The sequence below is a fragment of the Actinoplanes sp. NBRC 103695 genome (genome assembly GCF_030269485.1).
Taxonomy (GTDB): domain Bacteria; phylum Actinomycetota; class Actinomycetes; order Mycobacteriales; family Micromonosporaceae; genus Actinoplanes.
Map to the genome: position 1 here is coordinate 168,008 of NZ_BSTL01000009.1, position 16,878 is coordinate 184,885.

At 71.0% G+C, this 16,878-nt stretch carries 13 protein-coding genes; 8 read left to right on the forward strand and 5 right to left on the reverse strand.

Translation table 11 applies throughout. From position 1 onward, the window contains the following. Window positions 1–53: 53 nt before the first annotated feature. Entirely contained in the window at window positions 54–1,592 is a 1,539-nt protein-coding gene (thiC, locus tag QSK31_RS17845; protein ID WP_285685215.1) for a phosphomethylpyrimidine synthase ThiC, read from the forward strand. A gap of 17 nt (window positions 1,593–1,609) precedes the next feature. Here the strand turns inward: thiC and QSK31_RS17850 are convergent, their stop codons facing one another. The 3 genes from QSK31_RS17850 to QSK31_RS17860 form a co-directional block, all read right to left on the reverse strand. Further along, complete coding sequence (locus tag QSK31_RS17850; RefSeq protein ID WP_285685217.1) at window positions 1,610–3,364, reverse strand: hypothetical protein; 1,755 nt, start codon at window positions 3,362–3,364, stop codon at window positions 1,610–1,612. Window positions 3,365–3,434: 70 nt separating this feature from the next. Further along, window positions 3,435–4,184 carry an ABC transporter ATP-binding protein gene (locus QSK31_RS17855; RefSeq protein WP_285685219.1) on the reverse strand — a complete coding sequence of 250 codons (750 nt, stop codon included), beginning with the start codon at window positions 4,182–4,184 and terminating at the stop codon, window positions 3,435–3,437. A gap of 19 nt (window positions 4,185–4,203) precedes the next feature. Further along, a complete protein-coding gene (locus QSK31_RS17860) occupies window positions 4,204–5,364 on the reverse strand; it encodes an ABC transporter substrate-binding protein (protein ID WP_285685221.1) in 1,161 nt (386 codons plus the stop codon). Between the two features lie 453 nt (window positions 5,365–5,817). Between QSK31_RS17860 and QSK31_RS17865 the strand changes: the two genes are divergently transcribed. Genes QSK31_RS17865 through QSK31_RS17880 form a run of 4 tightly spaced genes read left to right on the forward strand, consistent with a single transcriptional unit; the run spans window position 5,818 to window position 10,435 of the window. Then, the gene (locus tag QSK31_RS17865; RefSeq protein ID WP_285685223.1) at window positions 5,818–9,012 is read left to right on the forward strand and encodes a sensor histidine kinase; all 3,195 of its coding nucleotides are present in this window, start codon (window positions 5,818–5,820) and stop codon (window positions 9,010–9,012) included. A 3-nt stretch (window positions 9,013–9,015) separates the two neighbouring features. After that, window positions 9,016–9,426: a roadblock/LC7 domain-containing protein gene (locus tag QSK31_RS17870; RefSeq protein WP_285685225.1), complete on the forward strand. Its 411-nt coding sequence runs from the start codon at window positions 9,016–9,018 to the stop codon at window positions 9,424–9,426. 36 nt (window positions 9,427–9,462) lie between these two features. Next, window positions 9,463–9,834 (forward strand): DUF742 domain-containing protein, encoded by a 372-nt coding sequence (locus QSK31_RS17875; RefSeq protein WP_285685227.1) that lies wholly within the window; start codon window positions 9,463–9,465, stop codon window positions 9,832–9,834. Further along, window positions 9,815–10,435, forward strand: a complete 621-nt coding sequence (locus tag QSK31_RS17880) for a GTP-binding protein (RefSeq protein WP_285685229.1) — start codon at window positions 9,815–9,817, stop codon at window positions 10,433–10,435. Before QSK31_RS17875 ends, QSK31_RS17880 begins: the two co-directional genes overlap by 20 nt. 972 nt (window positions 10,436–11,407) lie before the next feature. Here the strand turns inward: QSK31_RS17880 and QSK31_RS17885 are convergent. Beyond that, window positions 11,408–12,553, reverse strand: a complete 1,146-nt coding sequence (locus tag QSK31_RS17885) for a uroporphyrinogen-III synthase (RefSeq protein ID WP_285685230.1) — start codon at window positions 12,551–12,553, stop codon at window positions 11,408–11,410. Between the two features lie 654 nt (window positions 12,554–13,207). On the opposite strand from QSK31_RS17885, the gene rplM reads away from it, so the two are divergent. The 3 genes from rplM to glmM all read left to right on the forward strand — a co-directional run bounded on the left by rplM (window position 13,208) and on the right by glmM (window position 15,657). Then, a complete protein-coding gene (gene rplM, locus QSK31_RS17890) occupies window positions 13,208–13,651 on the forward strand; it encodes a 50S ribosomal protein L13 (protein ID WP_285685232.1) in 444 nt (147 codons plus the stop codon). 20 nt (window positions 13,652–13,671) lie between these two features. After that, a complete protein-coding gene (gene rpsI, locus QSK31_RS17895; protein ID WP_285685234.1) occupies window positions 13,672–14,187 on the forward strand; it encodes a 30S ribosomal protein S9 in 516 nt (171 codons plus the stop codon). A gap of 120 nt (window positions 14,188–14,307) precedes the next feature. Then, a complete protein-coding gene (gene glmM, locus QSK31_RS17900; protein WP_285685237.1) occupies window positions 14,308–15,657 on the forward strand; it encodes a phosphoglucosamine mutase in 1,350 nt (449 codons plus the stop codon). On the opposite strand, the gene QSK31_RS17905 is transcribed toward glmM, so the two are convergent. After that, on the reverse strand, window positions 15,654–16,829 hold the full coding sequence (locus QSK31_RS17905) for a pyridoxal phosphate-dependent aminotransferase (protein WP_285685240.1): 1,176 nt from the start codon (window positions 16,827–16,829) through the stop codon (window positions 15,654–15,656). The two genes, glmM and QSK31_RS17905, sit on opposite strands and share 4 nt — an antisense overlap. Between the last annotated feature and the right edge of the window lie 49 nt (window positions 16,830–16,878).

The following is a 16,878-nucleotide window of genomic DNA, read 5'->3' on the forward strand; positions in this document are numbered from 1 at the left end:
TCTGGAGACTTTGCGTCCTAGTGATGACCGGTTTATGACGAAAGGGGAGGAAAGTGCGACGGAAGGTGTACGAGCAAGGAGTGCCGTTCGCAGAGGTCGAGCTGAGCGGGGACAACCCGCCGGTGCGGCTCTACGACACGTCCGGGCCGGGCAGTGACCCGTTGAAGGGCCTGCCCGGACTGCGGGCGGACTGGATCGGGACGCGCGGCGGCGGCAAAATCACGCAGCTGGCGTGTGCGCGGGCCGGCATCGTGACGCCGGAGATGGAGTTCGTGGCGATCCGCGAGAACATGGACGCCTCGGTGGTGCGCGACGAGATCGCGGCCGGGCGTGCCGTGCTGCCGGTCAACGTCAACCACCCGGAGAGCGAGCCGATGATCATCGGGTCGCGGTTCCTGGTCAAGGTCAACGCCAACATCGGCACCTCGGCGGTGAGCTCGTCGGTCGCCGAGGAGGTCGACAAGCTGACCTGGGCCACCCGGTGGGGCGCCGACACCGTGATGGACCTGTCCACCGGCAAGCGCATCCACGAGACCCGCGAGGCGATCCTGCGCAACTCGCCGGTGCCGATCGGGACCGTGCCGATCTACCAGGCCCTGGAGAAGGCCGGCGGCGACCCGGTCAAGCTGACCTGGGAGATGTTCCGGGACACCGTGATCGAACAGGCCGAACAGGGCGTCGACTACATGACCGTGCACGCGGGCGTACGGCTGGCGCACGTGCCGCTGACCGCCGGCCGGGTCACCGGGATCGTCTCCCGCGGCGGATCGATCATGGCCGCCTGGTGCCTCGCCCACCACCGGGAGAACTTCCTGTACGAGAACTACGCCGAACTGTGCGAGATCTTCGCCCGGTACGACATCACGTTCTCCCTCGGCGACGGCCTGCGCCCCGGATCCATCGCCGACGCCAACGACGCCGCCCAGTTCGCCGAGCTGCGGACCCTGGGCGAGCTGACCCACGTGGCCTGGGAATACGACGTGCAGGTCATGGTCGAAGGGCCGGGCCACGTGCCGATGCACAAGATCAAGGAGAACGTGGACCTGCAGCAGGAACTGTGCGACGGTGCGCCGTTCTACACCCTCGGGCCGCTCACCACCGACGTGGCGCCCGCCTACGACCACATCACCTCGGCGATCGGCGCCGCGATGATCGGCATGTTCGGCACCGCGATGCTCTGCTACGTCACCCCCAAGGAACACCTCGGGCTGCCCGACCGGGACGACGTGAAAGCCGGGGTGATCGCCTACAAGATCGCGGCGCACGCGGCCGACCTGGCCAAAGGACACCCCGGCGCGCAGGCCTGGGACGACGCCCTGTCCAAGGCCCGCTTCGAGTTCCGCTGGGAGGACCAGTTCAACCTGTCGCTCGACCCCGAGACGGCACGGAGCTACCACGACGCCACGCTGCCCGCCGAACCCGCCAAGACCGCGCACTTCTGCTCCATGTGCGGGCCCAAGTTCTGCTCGATGCGGATCAGTCAAGATCTGCAGGCGTACGCGGAGCAGGGCATGCGTGCCAAGAGCGAGGAGTTCCGTGCCGCCGGGGCCTCGGTCTACCAGATCTCGTCGACGGGTGGTCAGAGCACGTAGAACGTCACGCTGTGGGCTTACTCGTCGCCCAGTTTGCTGACCCAGTCCACGTACTCGTCGTCCTTGGCCTGCTTCTTGGACTTCTTCTCCGGGGCCGGATTCACCGACAGGGGCGGGGAGGAAGGCTCCGGCTGGGCGATCGGTGCGGAGATGGCCTCCGGCTCGGGTACGAGCGGAGTGCCTCGGAGCGTGTCCGGGGTGGCGTCCCTGTTGACCGGGCGAAGCTGGGGGCGCAGGGCCTCGGGCGGGATCTCCGGCAGCGCGGGAGCGGGGACGTAGGGCGGGGTGCTCGGCTCGCTTGCGGCGGCTCGGCGGCCTCGGCGTGGGCGTTCGCTGGCGCCTCGCCCGGGTGCGGCTTCGGTCTGATCGTCGCCCGGGGCGCCTCGGCGTCCAGGTGCGTTTTCAGTCTGTGGCGCGCGGCCTCGCCGGCCCCTCGGCGGGGCCGCGCTTCGCGCCGCGCCGCCCTGTGGCCGGGGTGCTTCCGCACCCAACCCGGCTCGGGGCGGCGCCTCCGCACCTGCTCCGCCGCGGGGCGCGGGGGCGCCCGCGGGGACGAAGGCGTCGAACGTCGGCGGTTCGTGGGCCGGCAACTCGCCGGTCGGGGCGTTGCCGGGGCGTCGCGGATCGGTCGCTCCGGCAGAAGCGCCGCCGTGCTCGTCCACACCGGACATTCCTGATTTGTCGCTGGATTTCGGCTTGCGCGAGAAGGGTCCGCGACGGGCCGGGCGCTCCGGCTGGTCGGCGGGTCCGTCGGCCGAGGCGTGGGCCGGTGCGGAAAGCGCGCTCGGCGGCGGCGAATGCTGGACGGGAATGCCGGCGGTGGGCTCGTCGTCGCCCGCGTGGCGCGGGCGGGGCGCGGAGGTCTCGGTGTCGTCGGCGTGGCGGGCGGCGGCGGTGGCCGGGTCGTCCTCGTCGGCCAGGTCGTCGGGGCCGCGGCGGATGACCGCGGCCAGCACCGAGCCGAGCACACCCGCGCCGGTGGCCGTCATCGCCGCCCAGTAGGGCACGACCTGGTAGCGGTCGGCGCCCGCGCCGGGGCCGGCGATCAGGTAGGACAGCGTGAGCAGCGCGGGACCGGGCAGGCCGGCCAAGGCGATCGTCAGGATGGGCAGTTCGCGGCGGCGGGCGGCGTACCCGAGAATGGCCCCGGTGATCAACGCCAGAGCCGGCATCGTGAAGAGCGCGGTCCGCTGCGTCAGCGCGGGGGAGAGATAGCCGGCGTCGAAGACGCCGAGGCGGACCGCGGGGAGCGGGTCGTCCGGGCCGAGGGACGGCGCCACCGAGAGCAGGGCCAGCGCCCAGACCGCGATGCCGGTCACCGTCAGGCTGCGGCGGGCGATCAGCTGGGTGAGCACGGCGTACGCGGCGAAGATGCCCGCCGCCGCGCCCAGCGTCGCGCAGATGCCGATCACGAAGACCGGGTGCACGCCGTCGACCCGGGCGGTGCGCGCCGGCTGCATGGTGAGTGGCACGACCAGCGCCGCGCCCAGGCCCGCGGCCAGGGACAACGCCACGAACGTGCCCGCGGTCGCGGGTGCCTTCCACCGGTCGCGCAGCCAGCGTCCGGCCAGGCCGCCGATCACCGCCGCGGTCATCGCGAACCAGGCCACCCAGGCGAGCTGTGCGGTCCACTGGTCGCGCCCGGCCACGTCGACGACCCTGGTCAGGCGCAGGATGCCCAGGCCGTACGCCAGACCGAGCTGACTGGCACCGGCGAGAGCGGCGACGCCCAGCGTCGTGCCGAGCAGCTTGGCCCAGGTCCGAAATGCCATGCGCGCACGGTACGGAATGGGCCCCGTCGATCGCCAGTCGAGGGTGGCTACTTAAGGAGCCGGAAAGCCTTCACGTCATCAGCAGTTCGTGCAGGTCCGCGCTGGCCCGGGCGACCTCTTCCAGGTGCGCCGTCCGGCCCAGCGTGCGTGGCCTGGGGATCTTGATCTCCAGGATCTCGCGGATCCGGCCGGGTCGCGGGCTGAGCACGACCACGCGATCGGCCAGGAGTACCGCCTCGTCGATCGAATGGGTGACGAAGACCGTGGTCGCGTTGTTCTCCATATGAAGTTTCTGCAGCTCGCCGGCGAGTTCCTCACGGGTGAGGGCGTCGAGCGCGGAAAACGGCTCGTCCATCAGCATCACGCGCGGATTGGTGATCAGCGACCGGCAGAGCGCGACCCGCTGCTGCATGCCGCCGGAGAGCTCGTGCGGCATTTTCCGTTCGAAGCCGGTCAGCCCGGTCAGCTCCAGCAGCTCGTTCGCCCGGGCGCGGTGCTCGGCGGGCCGCCAGCCGTAGATCTTGACCGGCAGCAGCACGTTGTCCAGCACCGTGCTCCACGGCAGCAGGGCCGGCCGCTGGAACATCATCGAGACGTCGCGGCGGGGCCGGTTAACCGGCTCGCCGTCGATCCGCACCTCGCCGCCGCCGGAGGGCAGCAGCCCGGCGATGATCCGCAGCATCGTGGACTTGCCGCAGCCGGACCGGCCGAGGACGGCGACGAACTCGCCGTCGCCGACCTCGAGGTTGATGTCCCGGAGCGCCTCGACGGCGCCGGACTTCGTGGCGAACGAACGGGACACACCGGACAGACGGATCATCGTCGTGTTCCGCGGGGGATCAGCTGGCCAGGCGCCAGCGACCGCTGCGCGCCTTCAGCAGGGTAAGCGCCTGGGGCATCAGTCCGGAGTGGTTGTCCGGCGTGATCCGGATCGCCCCGGACATGCCGTCCAGCTGGGTGGTCTCGATCGCGTCGCGCAGAGCCGGCCGTGCGGTGCCGTTCCGGGCGATCGCGTCGGCCAGCACGCTGATCGCGTCGGCGGCCAGCGAGGCCACCCCGGAGTACGTGCCGTAGCGCGAGGTGTAGTCCCGGAACCACTGCTTGCGGGCCGCCTTGGCCGGGGTGGTCGCGATGACGTCGTCGATCGCCAGCGTCTGGGTGAACACCATGGTGGCGTCCTCCGAGGCGACGGCCGCCTCGCGCGGGATGAACAGGTCGCCCGCCGCGGCGGCGTCGTAGTACGTCTTGCCCTTGAACCCGGCCGCCGCGGCGCTGGTCGCGGCGAGCCCGGCCAGGTCGGGGCCGACCAGGTAGAGCAGCGCGTCCGGCTTGCTGTCGGCGAGCGTGCCCACCGCCTGGGTGATGTCGGTGGCGGTGGCCTTGACCTCCGTGATGCTGGGGATCTGCAGGCCGGCCTTGACGGCCTCCGCCTCGAAGGCGAGCTTGGCGCCCTTGCCGTACAGGTCGTCGGTGTGCAGCACGCCGACCCGCTTGATCTCGGCGGCCTTCATCGCGGTGGCCAGCGCGGCGGCGCTGTCCGGCGAGTTCGGACCGATCTTGAAGATGAACCGGCGCTCGTTCAGCGGGGCCGCGACCTCGTTCGCCGGCGCCAGCGCGATGGTGGGCAGCTGCTTGTCGTTGATCGTCTTGGCGGCGCCGGTCACGCACTGGCTGCAGTAACCGGTGATCACCGCGGCGACCGACGGGTTGTCCGCGAACGAGCTGAGGTTGCGCAGCGAGACGGTCGCGTCGCTGCGGTTGTCCAGGATGTTCAGCCGCAGCCGCCGGTTGCCCAGCAGACCGGAGGCGTTGACCTGGTCGACGCGCAACTGGAGGGCGCGGCCGTACGCGGCGTCGGTCGGCGAGCTGGCGGCCAGGTCGGCGCCGATCACCACGTCGGTCAGGGCCGCCGCGTCGTCGTCCGACGAGCACCCGGCCAGCCCGGTGGTGAGCAGGGCCGCGACCGCCAGGGCGGTCGAGGCGCGACGGGGGAACCTCACTGCGGGTGCCTCCTAAGGGGGATGTCCACATCGCGACGTTGTCCGCAATGGACCGCACGCACACGGACACCACGTCCGTCCGATCGCGAGAAACCTTGCCAACGTGAAGGTTCCTAGGTCAAGCCGCCCCGTCACGGGGAGCGAGACAAAGATCTCACATAGTGGTTGGAATCTTGAGGCACATGCGTTACCGCTTGCGCACTTACCGTTGTCAAGGTCATATTCGTGCACGTCAAAGCGCGGGTTTCACCAGCGTACTCACAGAACGCATGTTTGCCATTCCACAACGTAGGACGTTTCCGGTCATGACCAGACTTCCCAAACGTATTGCGAGTCTGATGAAATCGCGGCCGTGCCGCGTGTTGCACGTACCTGTCCGCAGCCGCCGGAAAGGCCCGGGCCGCAGGCGCCGGGTGGGCGAAGTGCTGCGGGGATGATCAGCGAGGAGATGTCGTGAGCACCGGTTCTACGACCCAGCCTGCGACCTACCCCGCGGCGGCTGACCGGCCGCGGCGCGGCCTGCCGCGGCTCCGGGACGCGCGGATCCGAACCAAGCTGGCGCTGATCCTTTTCGTACCTCTCTCCGCCGTGCTGGCCCTCGGCATCATCCGCATCTACGACATCGGCACCCAGGCGGTCGACGCCCGCGAGGTCGAGGACCTCACCCGGCTCTCGGCGGACGTCTCCGAGCTGACGCAGGTGCTGCACACGGAACGGATGGCCGGCGCGACCTACCTCGCGAACCCGGACGCCAAGAAGGACGCGTACACCGCCGCGATCGCGCAGAGCGACATCCGGATCCGGCAGTACGAGGCGGACCGCCGCGAGCTCGACGAGGTGCCCGCCTCGATCGCGCAGCGGCTCGCCCGGATCGACGACGACCTTGACACCATGGACATCACGCGCACGCGGGTGTCGGACCGGGACAAGATCTCGGTCACCGAGGCGGTCCTGCGCTACGGCGTCGTGGTCACCGACCTGGTCGGCTACGGCGAGGCCCTCGGCCAGTTCGCCGGTGACGGCACGGTCGGCGACGGCCTGCGCGCGTCCAACGCGTTCGCCAAGGCCAAGGCCGGCACCGCCGAGCAGGAGGCGATCTCGTACGCCGCCCGCGTCTCCGGCGACATCAGCGCCGAGCAGCAGGCCGCGTTCATCGCCACCCAGACCAGCCAGCAGGAGGCCCTGCTCGCGTTCGCGGTGGTCGCCTCGCCGGCCGCCCGCGCCCTGGTCGACTCCACGGTCACCGGTGACGCCGTCAACCTCGCCGACCGCACCGCGATCCGGCTGGGCCGCGGTGAGCAGGTGGATCCGACCGAGATCCTGCAGACCTTCGGCGCGGTCGTCGACCTGATGCGCTGGGCCGAGCAGCGGCTCGAGGACCGCAGCATCGCCTCGGCCGCCGACGAGAGCGGATCGATCTCCCAGCGGGCCGCCGTCGAGGGCGGGCTGGTCCTGATCGTGCTGCTGATCGCGATCGCGCTGGCGATCGTGCTCGCCCGCTCCCTGATCCTCTCCCTGCGCCGGCTGCGGGAAGGCGCGCTCGGCGTGGCCCACCGCGACCTGCCGGAGGCGGTGGCCCGGCTGCGTGACGTCCGCAACCTGGGCGACGGCGGCGCCGACGACATCGTCCGCCAGATGCGCGACCCGATCCAGCTGCGCAACCGCGACGAGGTCGGCGAGGTCGCGACCGCCTTCAACACGGTCCACCGCGAGGCGGTCCGGATCGCGGCCGAACAGGCCGCCCTGCGGACCAGCGTGTCGGCGATGTTCCTCAACCTGGCCCGCCGCTCGCAGAGCCTGGTCGACCGGATGATCGGCGAACTGGACCAGATCGAGCGCGGCGAGGAGGACCCCAAGCGTCTCGCCCAGCTGTTCGAGCTGGACCACCTGGCCACCCGGATGCGCCGCAACGACGAGAACCTGCTGGTCCTGGCCGGCGCCGACTCCAGCGCTCCGCGTCGCGAGGACGCGCTGCTGGTCGACGCGTTGCGGGCCGCCCAGTCCGAGGTCGAGCTCTACAACCGCATCGAGTTCGGCACCGTCGACACCGACATCTCGATCGCCGCGATCGCCGTCAACGACGTGGTCCGGCTGATCGCCGAGCTGCTCGACAACGCCACCCGGTTCTCCCCGCCGAACAGCATCGTGGTCGCCGACGGCCGGCGCATCCGCGACTACGTGGTGATCCAGGTGGAGGACCACGGCCTCGGCATGTCCGAGGAGCAGATGAACCAGCTCAACGCCCGCCTGGCCGAGCCGCCGAGCGTGGACGTGGCCGCGTTCCGGCTGATGGGCCTCGCCGTGGTCGGCCGGCTGTCCAGCCGGTACGGCATCCGGGTCGAGCTGCGCACCAACGTCGAGGGCGGCACGATCGTCCAGGTCACGCTGCCCAGCAACATCGTGCTCCTGCCGCACCGGCCGATCGACGGACCGCCGCCGCGGACGCCACAGGTGGACCGCGGGTACTCGTACGGCGTCGACGCGTTGCCGTCCGGCCGCACGACGACCGCGACCCTTCCGCCGGCCCCGGAGCCGTCGTGGCGGGCGGAACTGCCGTCCCAGTCCTCGCACCCGCTGCTGCCGCAGATGCCGTCGCAGCGGCCGCCGTCCGAGCCGATGGCGCCGCCCACCACCGACCGGCCGCCGCTGCCGACCAGGGTGGCCCAGCCGATCGCCTCGACCCCGGCGTCACCGCCCGCGGCCCCAGCCTCGCCGTCCGCGCCCCCCGCGTCCCCGGCCTCACCGCCGGGTGGCTGGAGCGAGCCGACCCGGGCCTACCCCGCGGTCCAGCCCGCCTCGCCGGACATCCAGGTGGCGGTCGGATTCGTCACCCCGGACGGCCGCAAGGTGCCGCCGCCGGCGCCGCCGCAGAGCCCCGGCTCCGGGTGGGGCGCCGCGCTGGCCGCGATGCCGGCCGCACCGCCGCCGCCCACGCCGCCGGAGGCCGACGACCGGGCCGAGGCGCCGATCTTCCTGCAGATGCAGGCCAGCTGGTTCCGCGCGCACGAGAACAGCGGCGACCCGAACGAGTGGGGCATGCCCACCGCCGGTTACGCCCCGCCGCCCAGCGCCACGTCACCGACGCCGGCGATGGCCGGAGCGGTCTCCGCGCCGCCCGCCGCTGCCGCCCCCGCCTCCGCGCCGTCCGCCCCAGCTTCCGCGCAGCCCGCTCCGGCAGCGCAGACCTCCGCGCCGCCCGCTCCGGCGCCGGCATACACGCCTCCCTCCACTTCGGATCAGCCCAGACGGCCTGATCTTCCACGGAGGGATGTGTCCGGAAGCGGTTCCGGGCAGAATGGTCTGCGGTCGGCGCCAACCGGTACCGATCGTGGTGGGTCCGCCACCAACTCTCGACCGGCTCCCCCGGCCGAAGAGCGCTGGCGCACCGCTGCTGACGAAGGTTGGCAGCGGGCGATGGCAGCGGCGGCACCCTCCGACGGTGGCAACACCCGTTCCGGACTTCCGAAGCGGGTGCCCCAGGCACAACTCGTGCCCGGTGGCGTACAGAGCGACACACGTGCTCAGAGCCGGCGCAGTCCGGACGAGGTACGCGGTCTCCTGTCCGCCTATCACCGTGGCGTGCAAAGAGGGCGAACGGCCGGCGGTGCCGAGGCCGGCACGGGCGCCCCTGCTCCTAAGGAGAACTGACAAGTGACCAGGCCCCCCACCATGCAGGACATGGGCTGGCTGCTCAGCAACTTCGCGGACAGCGTCGCCGGTATCGCGCACGTCGTCGCTGTCTCCGCGGACGGTCTGTTGCTCGCCTCCTCCCGTGACCTACCGGCGGACCGCGCCGACCAGCTGGCCGCGATCACCTCCGGCGTGGTCAGCCTGACCGAGGGCGCATCCCGCATGTTCAGCGCCGGTGAGGTTCAGCAGACCATCATCGAGATGGACAGCGGATACCTGTTCCTGATGTCGATCAGCGACGGGTCCTCGATGGCCGTGCTGGCGGCGCGCAGCTGCGACGTCGGCCAGGTCGGCTACGAGATGGCCCTCCTCGTCGAGCGGGTCGGAGCGGCCCTCGTGCCCGCCCCCCGCGAGACCGTCGGCCACGTCTGACCCGGCCGCACCGACATCAAGGGAGGGAGGTGACCGATGGGGCAGCCCCGGCAACCGCACGATCCGCGTGGCGCGCTGGTCCGGCCCTACGCGGTCACCCGCGGACGAACCGAGCCGCAACGTGACATTCCCATCGAGGCCGTCCTGGTCGCCAGCCAGGCCAACGTCCAAGAGGCCCGGTTCGCCGGGCACGACAAATATCGCATCGCGCTGCTGTGCGAGCCGAGGGCCCAATCCCTGGCCGAGATCGCGGCGTACCACCGGCTACCGCTGGGGGTCGCCCGCGTGCTCGTCGCCGACATGGTCGCCGACGGACTGCTGGCGTTGCACAGTGCCGCTCCCAGACAAGGATTCGCGGAGCGGATGGATCTGCTGGAGAGGGTGTTGAGTGGACTTCGCAAGCTCTGAGCGGGCGGGGGCGCAACCCAAGGAGATCACCTCCGCGAAGATAGTGGTCGCCGGCGGCTTCGGCGTCGGCAAGACGACTCTGGTCGGTGCGGTCTCCGAGATCGAACCGCTCACCACCGAGGCGGTGATGACGTCCGCGAGCTCGGGCGTCGACGACGCGTCCAAGGTGCCCGGCAAGGAGACGACCACGGTCGCCATGGACTTCGGCCGCATCACGATGGCCGACGACCTGATCCTCTACCTGTTCGGCACGCCCGGCCAGACCCGGTTCTGGTTCATGTGGGACGAGCTCATCCGAGGCGCCGTCGGTGCCGCGGTGCTGGTCGACACGCGCCGCATCTCGGACGCGTTCGCCCCGCTCGACTACTTCGAGAACCGGCACCTGCCGTACCTGGTCGCCCTGAACTGCTTCGACGGCGCCCCGCGCTACGAGCCGGAGGAGGTCCGGGAGGCGTTGGCGATCGCGCCGCACGTGCCGTTGATCATGTGCGACGCGCGCCACCGCGACTCGGTCAAGGCAGTGCTGGTCGGCGTGGTGGAGCACGCCATGGCGACGCTGGTCGAGGAGCAGGGCCGAGGCTTCCCCGCCACCGTGGGTTGACGGCCGGGAGTGAGCCGGATCGAGGTCGGGTCGCGATTCTGGTCGACATCAAGATCTAGATCAAGGTCAAGATCAAGGTCAAGATCAAGGTCAAGGTCAGGATCAAGATCAAGGTCAAGATCAAGGTCAAGATCTTGATGTCCCGGGTTCGTCGTGGCCCGGACCGTCGCTCCCGCCGGAGACCGGTCGCTGCGCTCCCTGCCAGGTGCGTGAGTGGTTGAGCTGTGTCCGCTGCGCGGACAAACCCGCGCTGCGCGGACGCGCTCGGCTGCGCGGACAAACTCGCGATCAACCCGCGCTGCGCGGACAACCGCGCTGCGCGGACGCGCTCGGCTGCGCGGACAAATACCCTGCTGCGCAGACAAATCCTTGCTGCGCGGACGAGGCTCTGCGCGCTGCGCTCGCACGCTGTTGGCGTGGTGGTAGCTGGGCGCGGCATCTGGAGCCGCGATGCCGCCCTGAGCTACCACTGCTGCGAGCAGTGGTAGCTGAGCGCGCCGAATCCGCCCGAATACCGCCAAGAGCTACCGCTGTCGGGTCGGGCTACCACTGTCGGGGTCGAGCTACCGCTGTCGGGTCGGGCTACCACTGTCGGGGTCGAGCTACCGCTGTCGGGTCGGGCTGCTGCTGTCGGGTCGCGCTGCCACTGTGAGCGTGAGCGTGAGCGGGGCGGGTGGCCGGGCTTGACGCAGCGCCTCTCGCGAAAGACGCGTTCACGGCCTGGAGTTTCGCTCTGCTTGCGGAGTGTCACGCTTCTGCGCCGTTGCGGTTGGGGACTCAGCCGTGCGTAATCGAGAACGGGTTTGATCTTCGCTCTGCGGGTTTGATCCTGGGTGGCCCACCGCGCGGCTCGTCTTGGTGGCGGGCAAAGGGAGAGGCGGCAGAAGGAGTGGCCGCAGAAGGGGTGGGGGCAGAAGGAGTGGCCGCAGAAGGGGTGGGGCAGAAGGGGTGGCGGCAGAAGGGGGGTGGCGGTTAGTTGGGTAGGCGGTAGCCGCGCTTGACGACCGTCTGGACGATGCCTGGGGTGCCGAGGCCGGCGCGGAGGCGGGCGACGGCCATTTCGACCGCGTGTTCGTCGGCGCCGCGGGGGAGCATGTGCAGGAGGGCGGCTCGGGAGAGGACTCGGCCGGGCGTGGCGGCCAGCGCACGGAGGACGGCCATCGGGGCGGGGGCCAGGGGGCGGAGTTCGCCGTCGACGATCGCCGCGTGACCGCGCAACGTCAGAGAGTGGCCGGACACCTCGATCGTCAGGGCGCGGCGGGGCAGCTCGTCCACGATGGTGCGGACCAGTGAACTGAGCCGGGCCCGGGGCGGGGCGACCACCGGCACGTCGTGACCGCGCAGCGGCGCCGCGGTGACCGGGCCGACGCAGGCCGCCAGCACGTCCGTGCGGAACGCCTCCAGGACGTTGTCGCACTCGGGGCCCGCCGCGCGGAGCAGCGCGCCGACCGCGGGGGCCGAGGTGAACGTGACGGCGTCGACCAGCCGGGCCGCGACCAGGTCGACCAGTCGGTGCAGTGGCGCGGGGTCGGTGGGCGGCGCCCAGCGGTAGACCGGGACCTCGATCACCTGGGCGCCCGCCGCCTGGAGGGTCTCGGTGTACTCGGGCTGGGACTCGCCGTGCAGCTGGATGGCGATGGTCAGGCCGGCGATGCCGCGTTCGCTCAGGTGGTCGACGACCTCGTCGAAGCTTTCACCCTCCGGCGCCCACTGGTCCTGCAGGCCGGCGGTGCGGACGGCCGCTCGTGCCTTGGGGCCGCGGGCCACCAGGTAGGCCCGGGCGAGCACGGTGCGCAGCGGCTCGGCCAGGCCCCAGCTCTCGGCGGCCTCCAGCCAGCCGCGCATGCCGATGCCGGTGTTCACCAGGACCACGTCGGGTGGGGTGGACAGGCAGGCGCGGGTGGCGGCGCGCAGCTCGGCGTCGTCGGCGATGGGGACGATCCGCAGGGCCGGGGCCAGCACGACCCGGGCGCCGCGATTTTCCAGAAGTCCGGCCAGCTCGTCACGCCGGCGGTCGGCGGTCACCCCGACGGTGTACCCGGACAGGGACGCTGCCGGTTCCGCCAGCGCCGATGCGGTGATGACCGTGCGTCGAGAGCCCCCCGTGCGCTCCGTCATCCCGTCTGCATTTCGAAAAGCCGCGGCGTGGCCGAACGGTCCACCGAAGGGCACGCTCGGAGATCGCCGTCCTCAGCGTCGACCCGCTCCCATGTCACGCCTGCGTTCTCCGCCGTACCTCCGACCGGCGCACACCGCGGCTCCTCTAGACCGGGCCGAAGCCCGGCCGGCACCGTCAGGTCCGTCCTCAACCCTGACGGTGGCTTACGGGTGATGCCGCCGCCGGCGAGGCTGCCGGGCCGGGGCCCGCACCGCATCGTCGAAGAAGCCGCATCACTTGCCATGCCGGAAGAGTGCCGTCGGTGAATTACCGCCTTGCGTCCCGTTTGTTTCGAGCCTGCTAAGAGGCATCGATCACACTCGGACACGCTTCCGGGCAGTGCTGGCGACCCCGTGCCTACCGGCAATGGGTCTGCAGCTATGCTATAGAAGTCTGATTTCCCGGTCCTAGCGGCCGCCGTCGAGGGCATCGTCACATCAGCCCTCTTCGCCGCCCGTTTTGCCCGCCCGTTTTGACCGCGCCGAGCCCTCACGGGTATTGTTGCCTGCTGTTGTGCGACAGCTGCGGGCGAACCCGTTCGGGTACGCTTGATGGTCGAGCTTGCTGCGACCAGCGCGCGCTTCCCAGAACCGACGACGAGACAAGGTATTTCTGTGCGTACGTACAGCCCGAAGCCGGGTGAGATCGAGCGTCAGTGGCACATCATCGACGCCTCGGACGTCGTCCTGGGTCGCCTGGCCACCCACACCGCGACTCTTTTGCGCGGTAAGCACAAGCCGACGTTCGCGCCCCACATGGACACCGGCGACTACGTGGTGATCATCAATGCGGGCAAGGTCGCTCTGACCGGCAACAAGCGGCAGACGAAGGTCGCCTACCGGCACTCCGGTTACCCGGGTGGCCTGAAGCAGATCGGCTACGAGGAGCTGCTGTCGAAGCGCCCCGAGAAGGCCGTCGAGCTGGCTGTGAAGGGCATGCTCCCGCACAACAAGCTGGCCCGGCAGATCATCAAGAAGCTGAAGGTCTACCCCGGCGCTGAGCACCCGCACGCCGCCCAGCAGCCCCAGCCGTTCGAAATCATCCAGGTCGCGCAGTGAGCGCGGGAGAAGGCAGCAGCATGACGGACATCACCGAGCCCGAGGTCGTCGAGGGCGTCGAGACGGTCGAGACCGTCGAGGAGCCCGCCGAGACCATCGTCGTCGTCGAGGAGCCCGCGCCGGCTCCGGTGCGCGCACCCCGTCCCGGTGACCGTCCCATCCAGACCGTCGGACGGCGCAAGCAGGCCATCGTCCGGGTGCGCCTGATCCCGGGCACCGGCAAGATCACCTGTAACGGCCGTGACATCGAGGCCTACTTCCCGAGCAAGGTGCACCAGCAGCTCATCCGCGAGCCGTTCGTGACCACCGAGCGCACCGAGGTCTTCGACGTCATCGCCAACCTGCACGGCGGCGGCATCACCGGCCAGGCCGGTGCGCTGCGTCTCGGCATCGCCCGGGCGCTGATCACCAGCGAGCCCGACGACCGGCCCGCGCTGAAGAAGGCCGGCTTCCTCACCCGTGACGCGCGGGTCAAGGAGAGCAAGAAGTACGGCCTCAAGAAGGCCCGCAAGGCTCCGCAGTACTCGAAGCGCTGACCTTGCGCCTCGGCTGATCGGAACGGCCGGGTGCGACCCTCGTTGTGGGGTACGCGCCCGGCCGTTTCGCGTTCTCCTACCTTCTTGACAGCGTTCTCCCTTCTCGAAAGGAAGCCGCCAATGGGGCGACTCTTCGGCACCGACGGCGTGCGCGGGCTCGCGAACGGTGACCTCACCCCCGAACTCGCCCTCTCGGTCGCCATCGCGGCCGGGACGGTCCTGGTCGAGAGCGACGCCAGCCACCAGCCGCTGGCGATCGTCGGGCGTGACCCGCGGGCCAGCGGCGAGATGCTGGAGGCGGCGGTCGTGGCCGGCCTGACCAGCGTCGGGGCGAACGTGGTCCGGGTCGGTGTGCTGCCGACGCCGGCGGTGGCGTACCTGGTCGGGCAGGCGAACGCGGACCTGGGCGTGATGGTCTCCGCCTCGCACAACCCGATGCCGGACAACGGCATCAAGCTCTTCGCCTCGGGCGGGCAGAAGCTGCCGGACGACCTGGAGCAGCGGATCGAGGCCGCCATCGCCGACGGGCACGGACTCAAGGGCCGCCCGACCGGTGACGGCGTCGGCCGGGTCCACGACCTGCTGGACGGCGCCGAGCACTACGTGAAGCACCTGGTGTCGTCGACGCCGCACCGGCTCGAGGGCATCAAGGTCGTGGTGGACTGCGCGAACGGCGCGGCCAGCGAGGTCGGCCCGGACGCGTACCGCGAGGCGGGCGCCGAGGTCATCGAGATCCACGCCGAGCCGGACGGGCTCAACATCAACGACAACTGCGGCGCGACGCACCTGGACGCGGTCCGCGAGGCGGTGCTGGAGCACGGCGCCGACCTGGGCATCGCCCACGACGGCGACGCCGACCGCTGCCTGGCCGTGACCGCCGCCGGTGAGGTCGTCGACGGCGACCAGATCATGGCGATCCTGGCGCTGGCCATGCACGACGCGGGCACGCTGACCGACGACACGCTGGTCGCGACCGTGATGAGCAACCTGGGCCTGCGCATCGCCATGAAGCAGGCGAACATCAAGCTGATCGAGGCCAAGGTCGGCGACCGGTACGTGCTGGAGGAACTGGCCGCCGGCTCGCTGGCCCTGGGCGGCGAGCAGAGCGGTCACATCGTGATGCCGGCCTACGCCACCACCGGCGACGGCGTCCTGACCGGTCTGCACCTGATGTCGACCGTGGCGGCGTCCGGCAAGTCGCTGGCCGACCTGGCCTCCGTCCTGCACAAGCTGCCGCAGGTCCTGATCAACGTGAAGGTCGCCGACCGGGCCGCCGGCGCCGCCGCACCGACCGTGCAGGCCGCCGTGGCGCTCGCCGAGGAGGAACTGGGCGAGACCGGGCGGGTGCTGCTGCGTCCCTCCGGCACCGAGCCGCTGGTCCGGGTCATGGTCGAGGCGGCCACCGAGGAGCAGGCCCGGGTCGTCGCCGAGCGGATCGCCGACGAGGTGCGGACGGCCAGCCCCGCCTAGGTCAACTTTCGGAACCGGTCGGCCGCCTCGTCGATGACGCTCTCCTTCTTGCAGAAGGCGAAGCGGATGAGGTGCCGGCCGGCTTCCTTGTGGTCGTAGAAGACCTGCGTCGGCACCGCCACGACGCCGCAGCGGGCGGGCAGCGACCGGCAGAAATCGGCGCCGTCCGTCCCGCCCAGCGGGGTGATGTCCGCGGTGACGAAGTAGGTGCCCTCGGACGGGAGCACCCGGAACCCGGCGTCGGTGAGCCCGGCGACCAGACGGTCGCGGCGGGACTGCAGGCCGGCACGGAACCCGGTGAAGTAGCTGTCCGGCAGCCCGAGCGCCACGGCGACGGCGGGCTGCAGCGGGGCGGCGTTCACGAACGTCAGGAACTGCTTGACCCGCTGCGTGGCGGAGACGAGCGCGGCCGGCCCGGTGGCCCAGCCGATCTTCCAGCCGGTGCAGGAGAACGTCTTGCCCGCCGAGGAGATGCGCAGCGTGCGCTCGCGCATGCCGGGCAGCGTCGCGATCGGCACGTGCGGGGTGACCGCGTCGGTGAAGGCCAGGTGCTCGTACACCTCGTCGGTGACCACGGAGACGTCGTGCTCCTGGCACAGGGTCGCGATCAGGGTGAGCTCGTCGCGGGTGAAGACCTTGCCGGTCGGGTTGTGCGGCGAGTTCAACAGCACCAGACGGGTCCGCGGGCCGAACGCCGCCCTCAGTTCGCCCTCGTCGAACACGTACCGCCCGTCCGGCCCGGGCCGCAGCGTGACCGGCCGCCGCACCGCCCCGGCGAGCGTGATCGACGCCGCGTACGAGTCGTAGTAGGGCTCGAAGCACACCACCTCGTCGCCGGCCTCGCACAGCCCGAGGATGCTCGCCGCGACCGCCTCGGTGGCGCCCGCGGTGACCACCACCTCGGTGTCCGGGTCGGTCTCCAGGCCCCAGAAGCGCCGGTCGTGCTCGACGATCGCCGCCCGCAGCGCCGGGATGCCGGGCAGCGGCGGGTACTGGTTGGCGCCGGACCGCAGCGCCTCGGCGGCCGCGGCCAGCATCTCCGGCGGCCCGTCGGTGTCCGGGAAGCCCTGCCCGAGGTTGATCGAGCCGGTGCTGACCGCGAGCGCGGACATCTCGGAGAAGATCGTGGTCCCGAACGGCCGCATGCGCGCGACCAGCTGATCAGCTGTCACAGAGAAGAGCCTACGGCCTCGGCCGAGAGCGGCCCTGATGCCGGAAGGC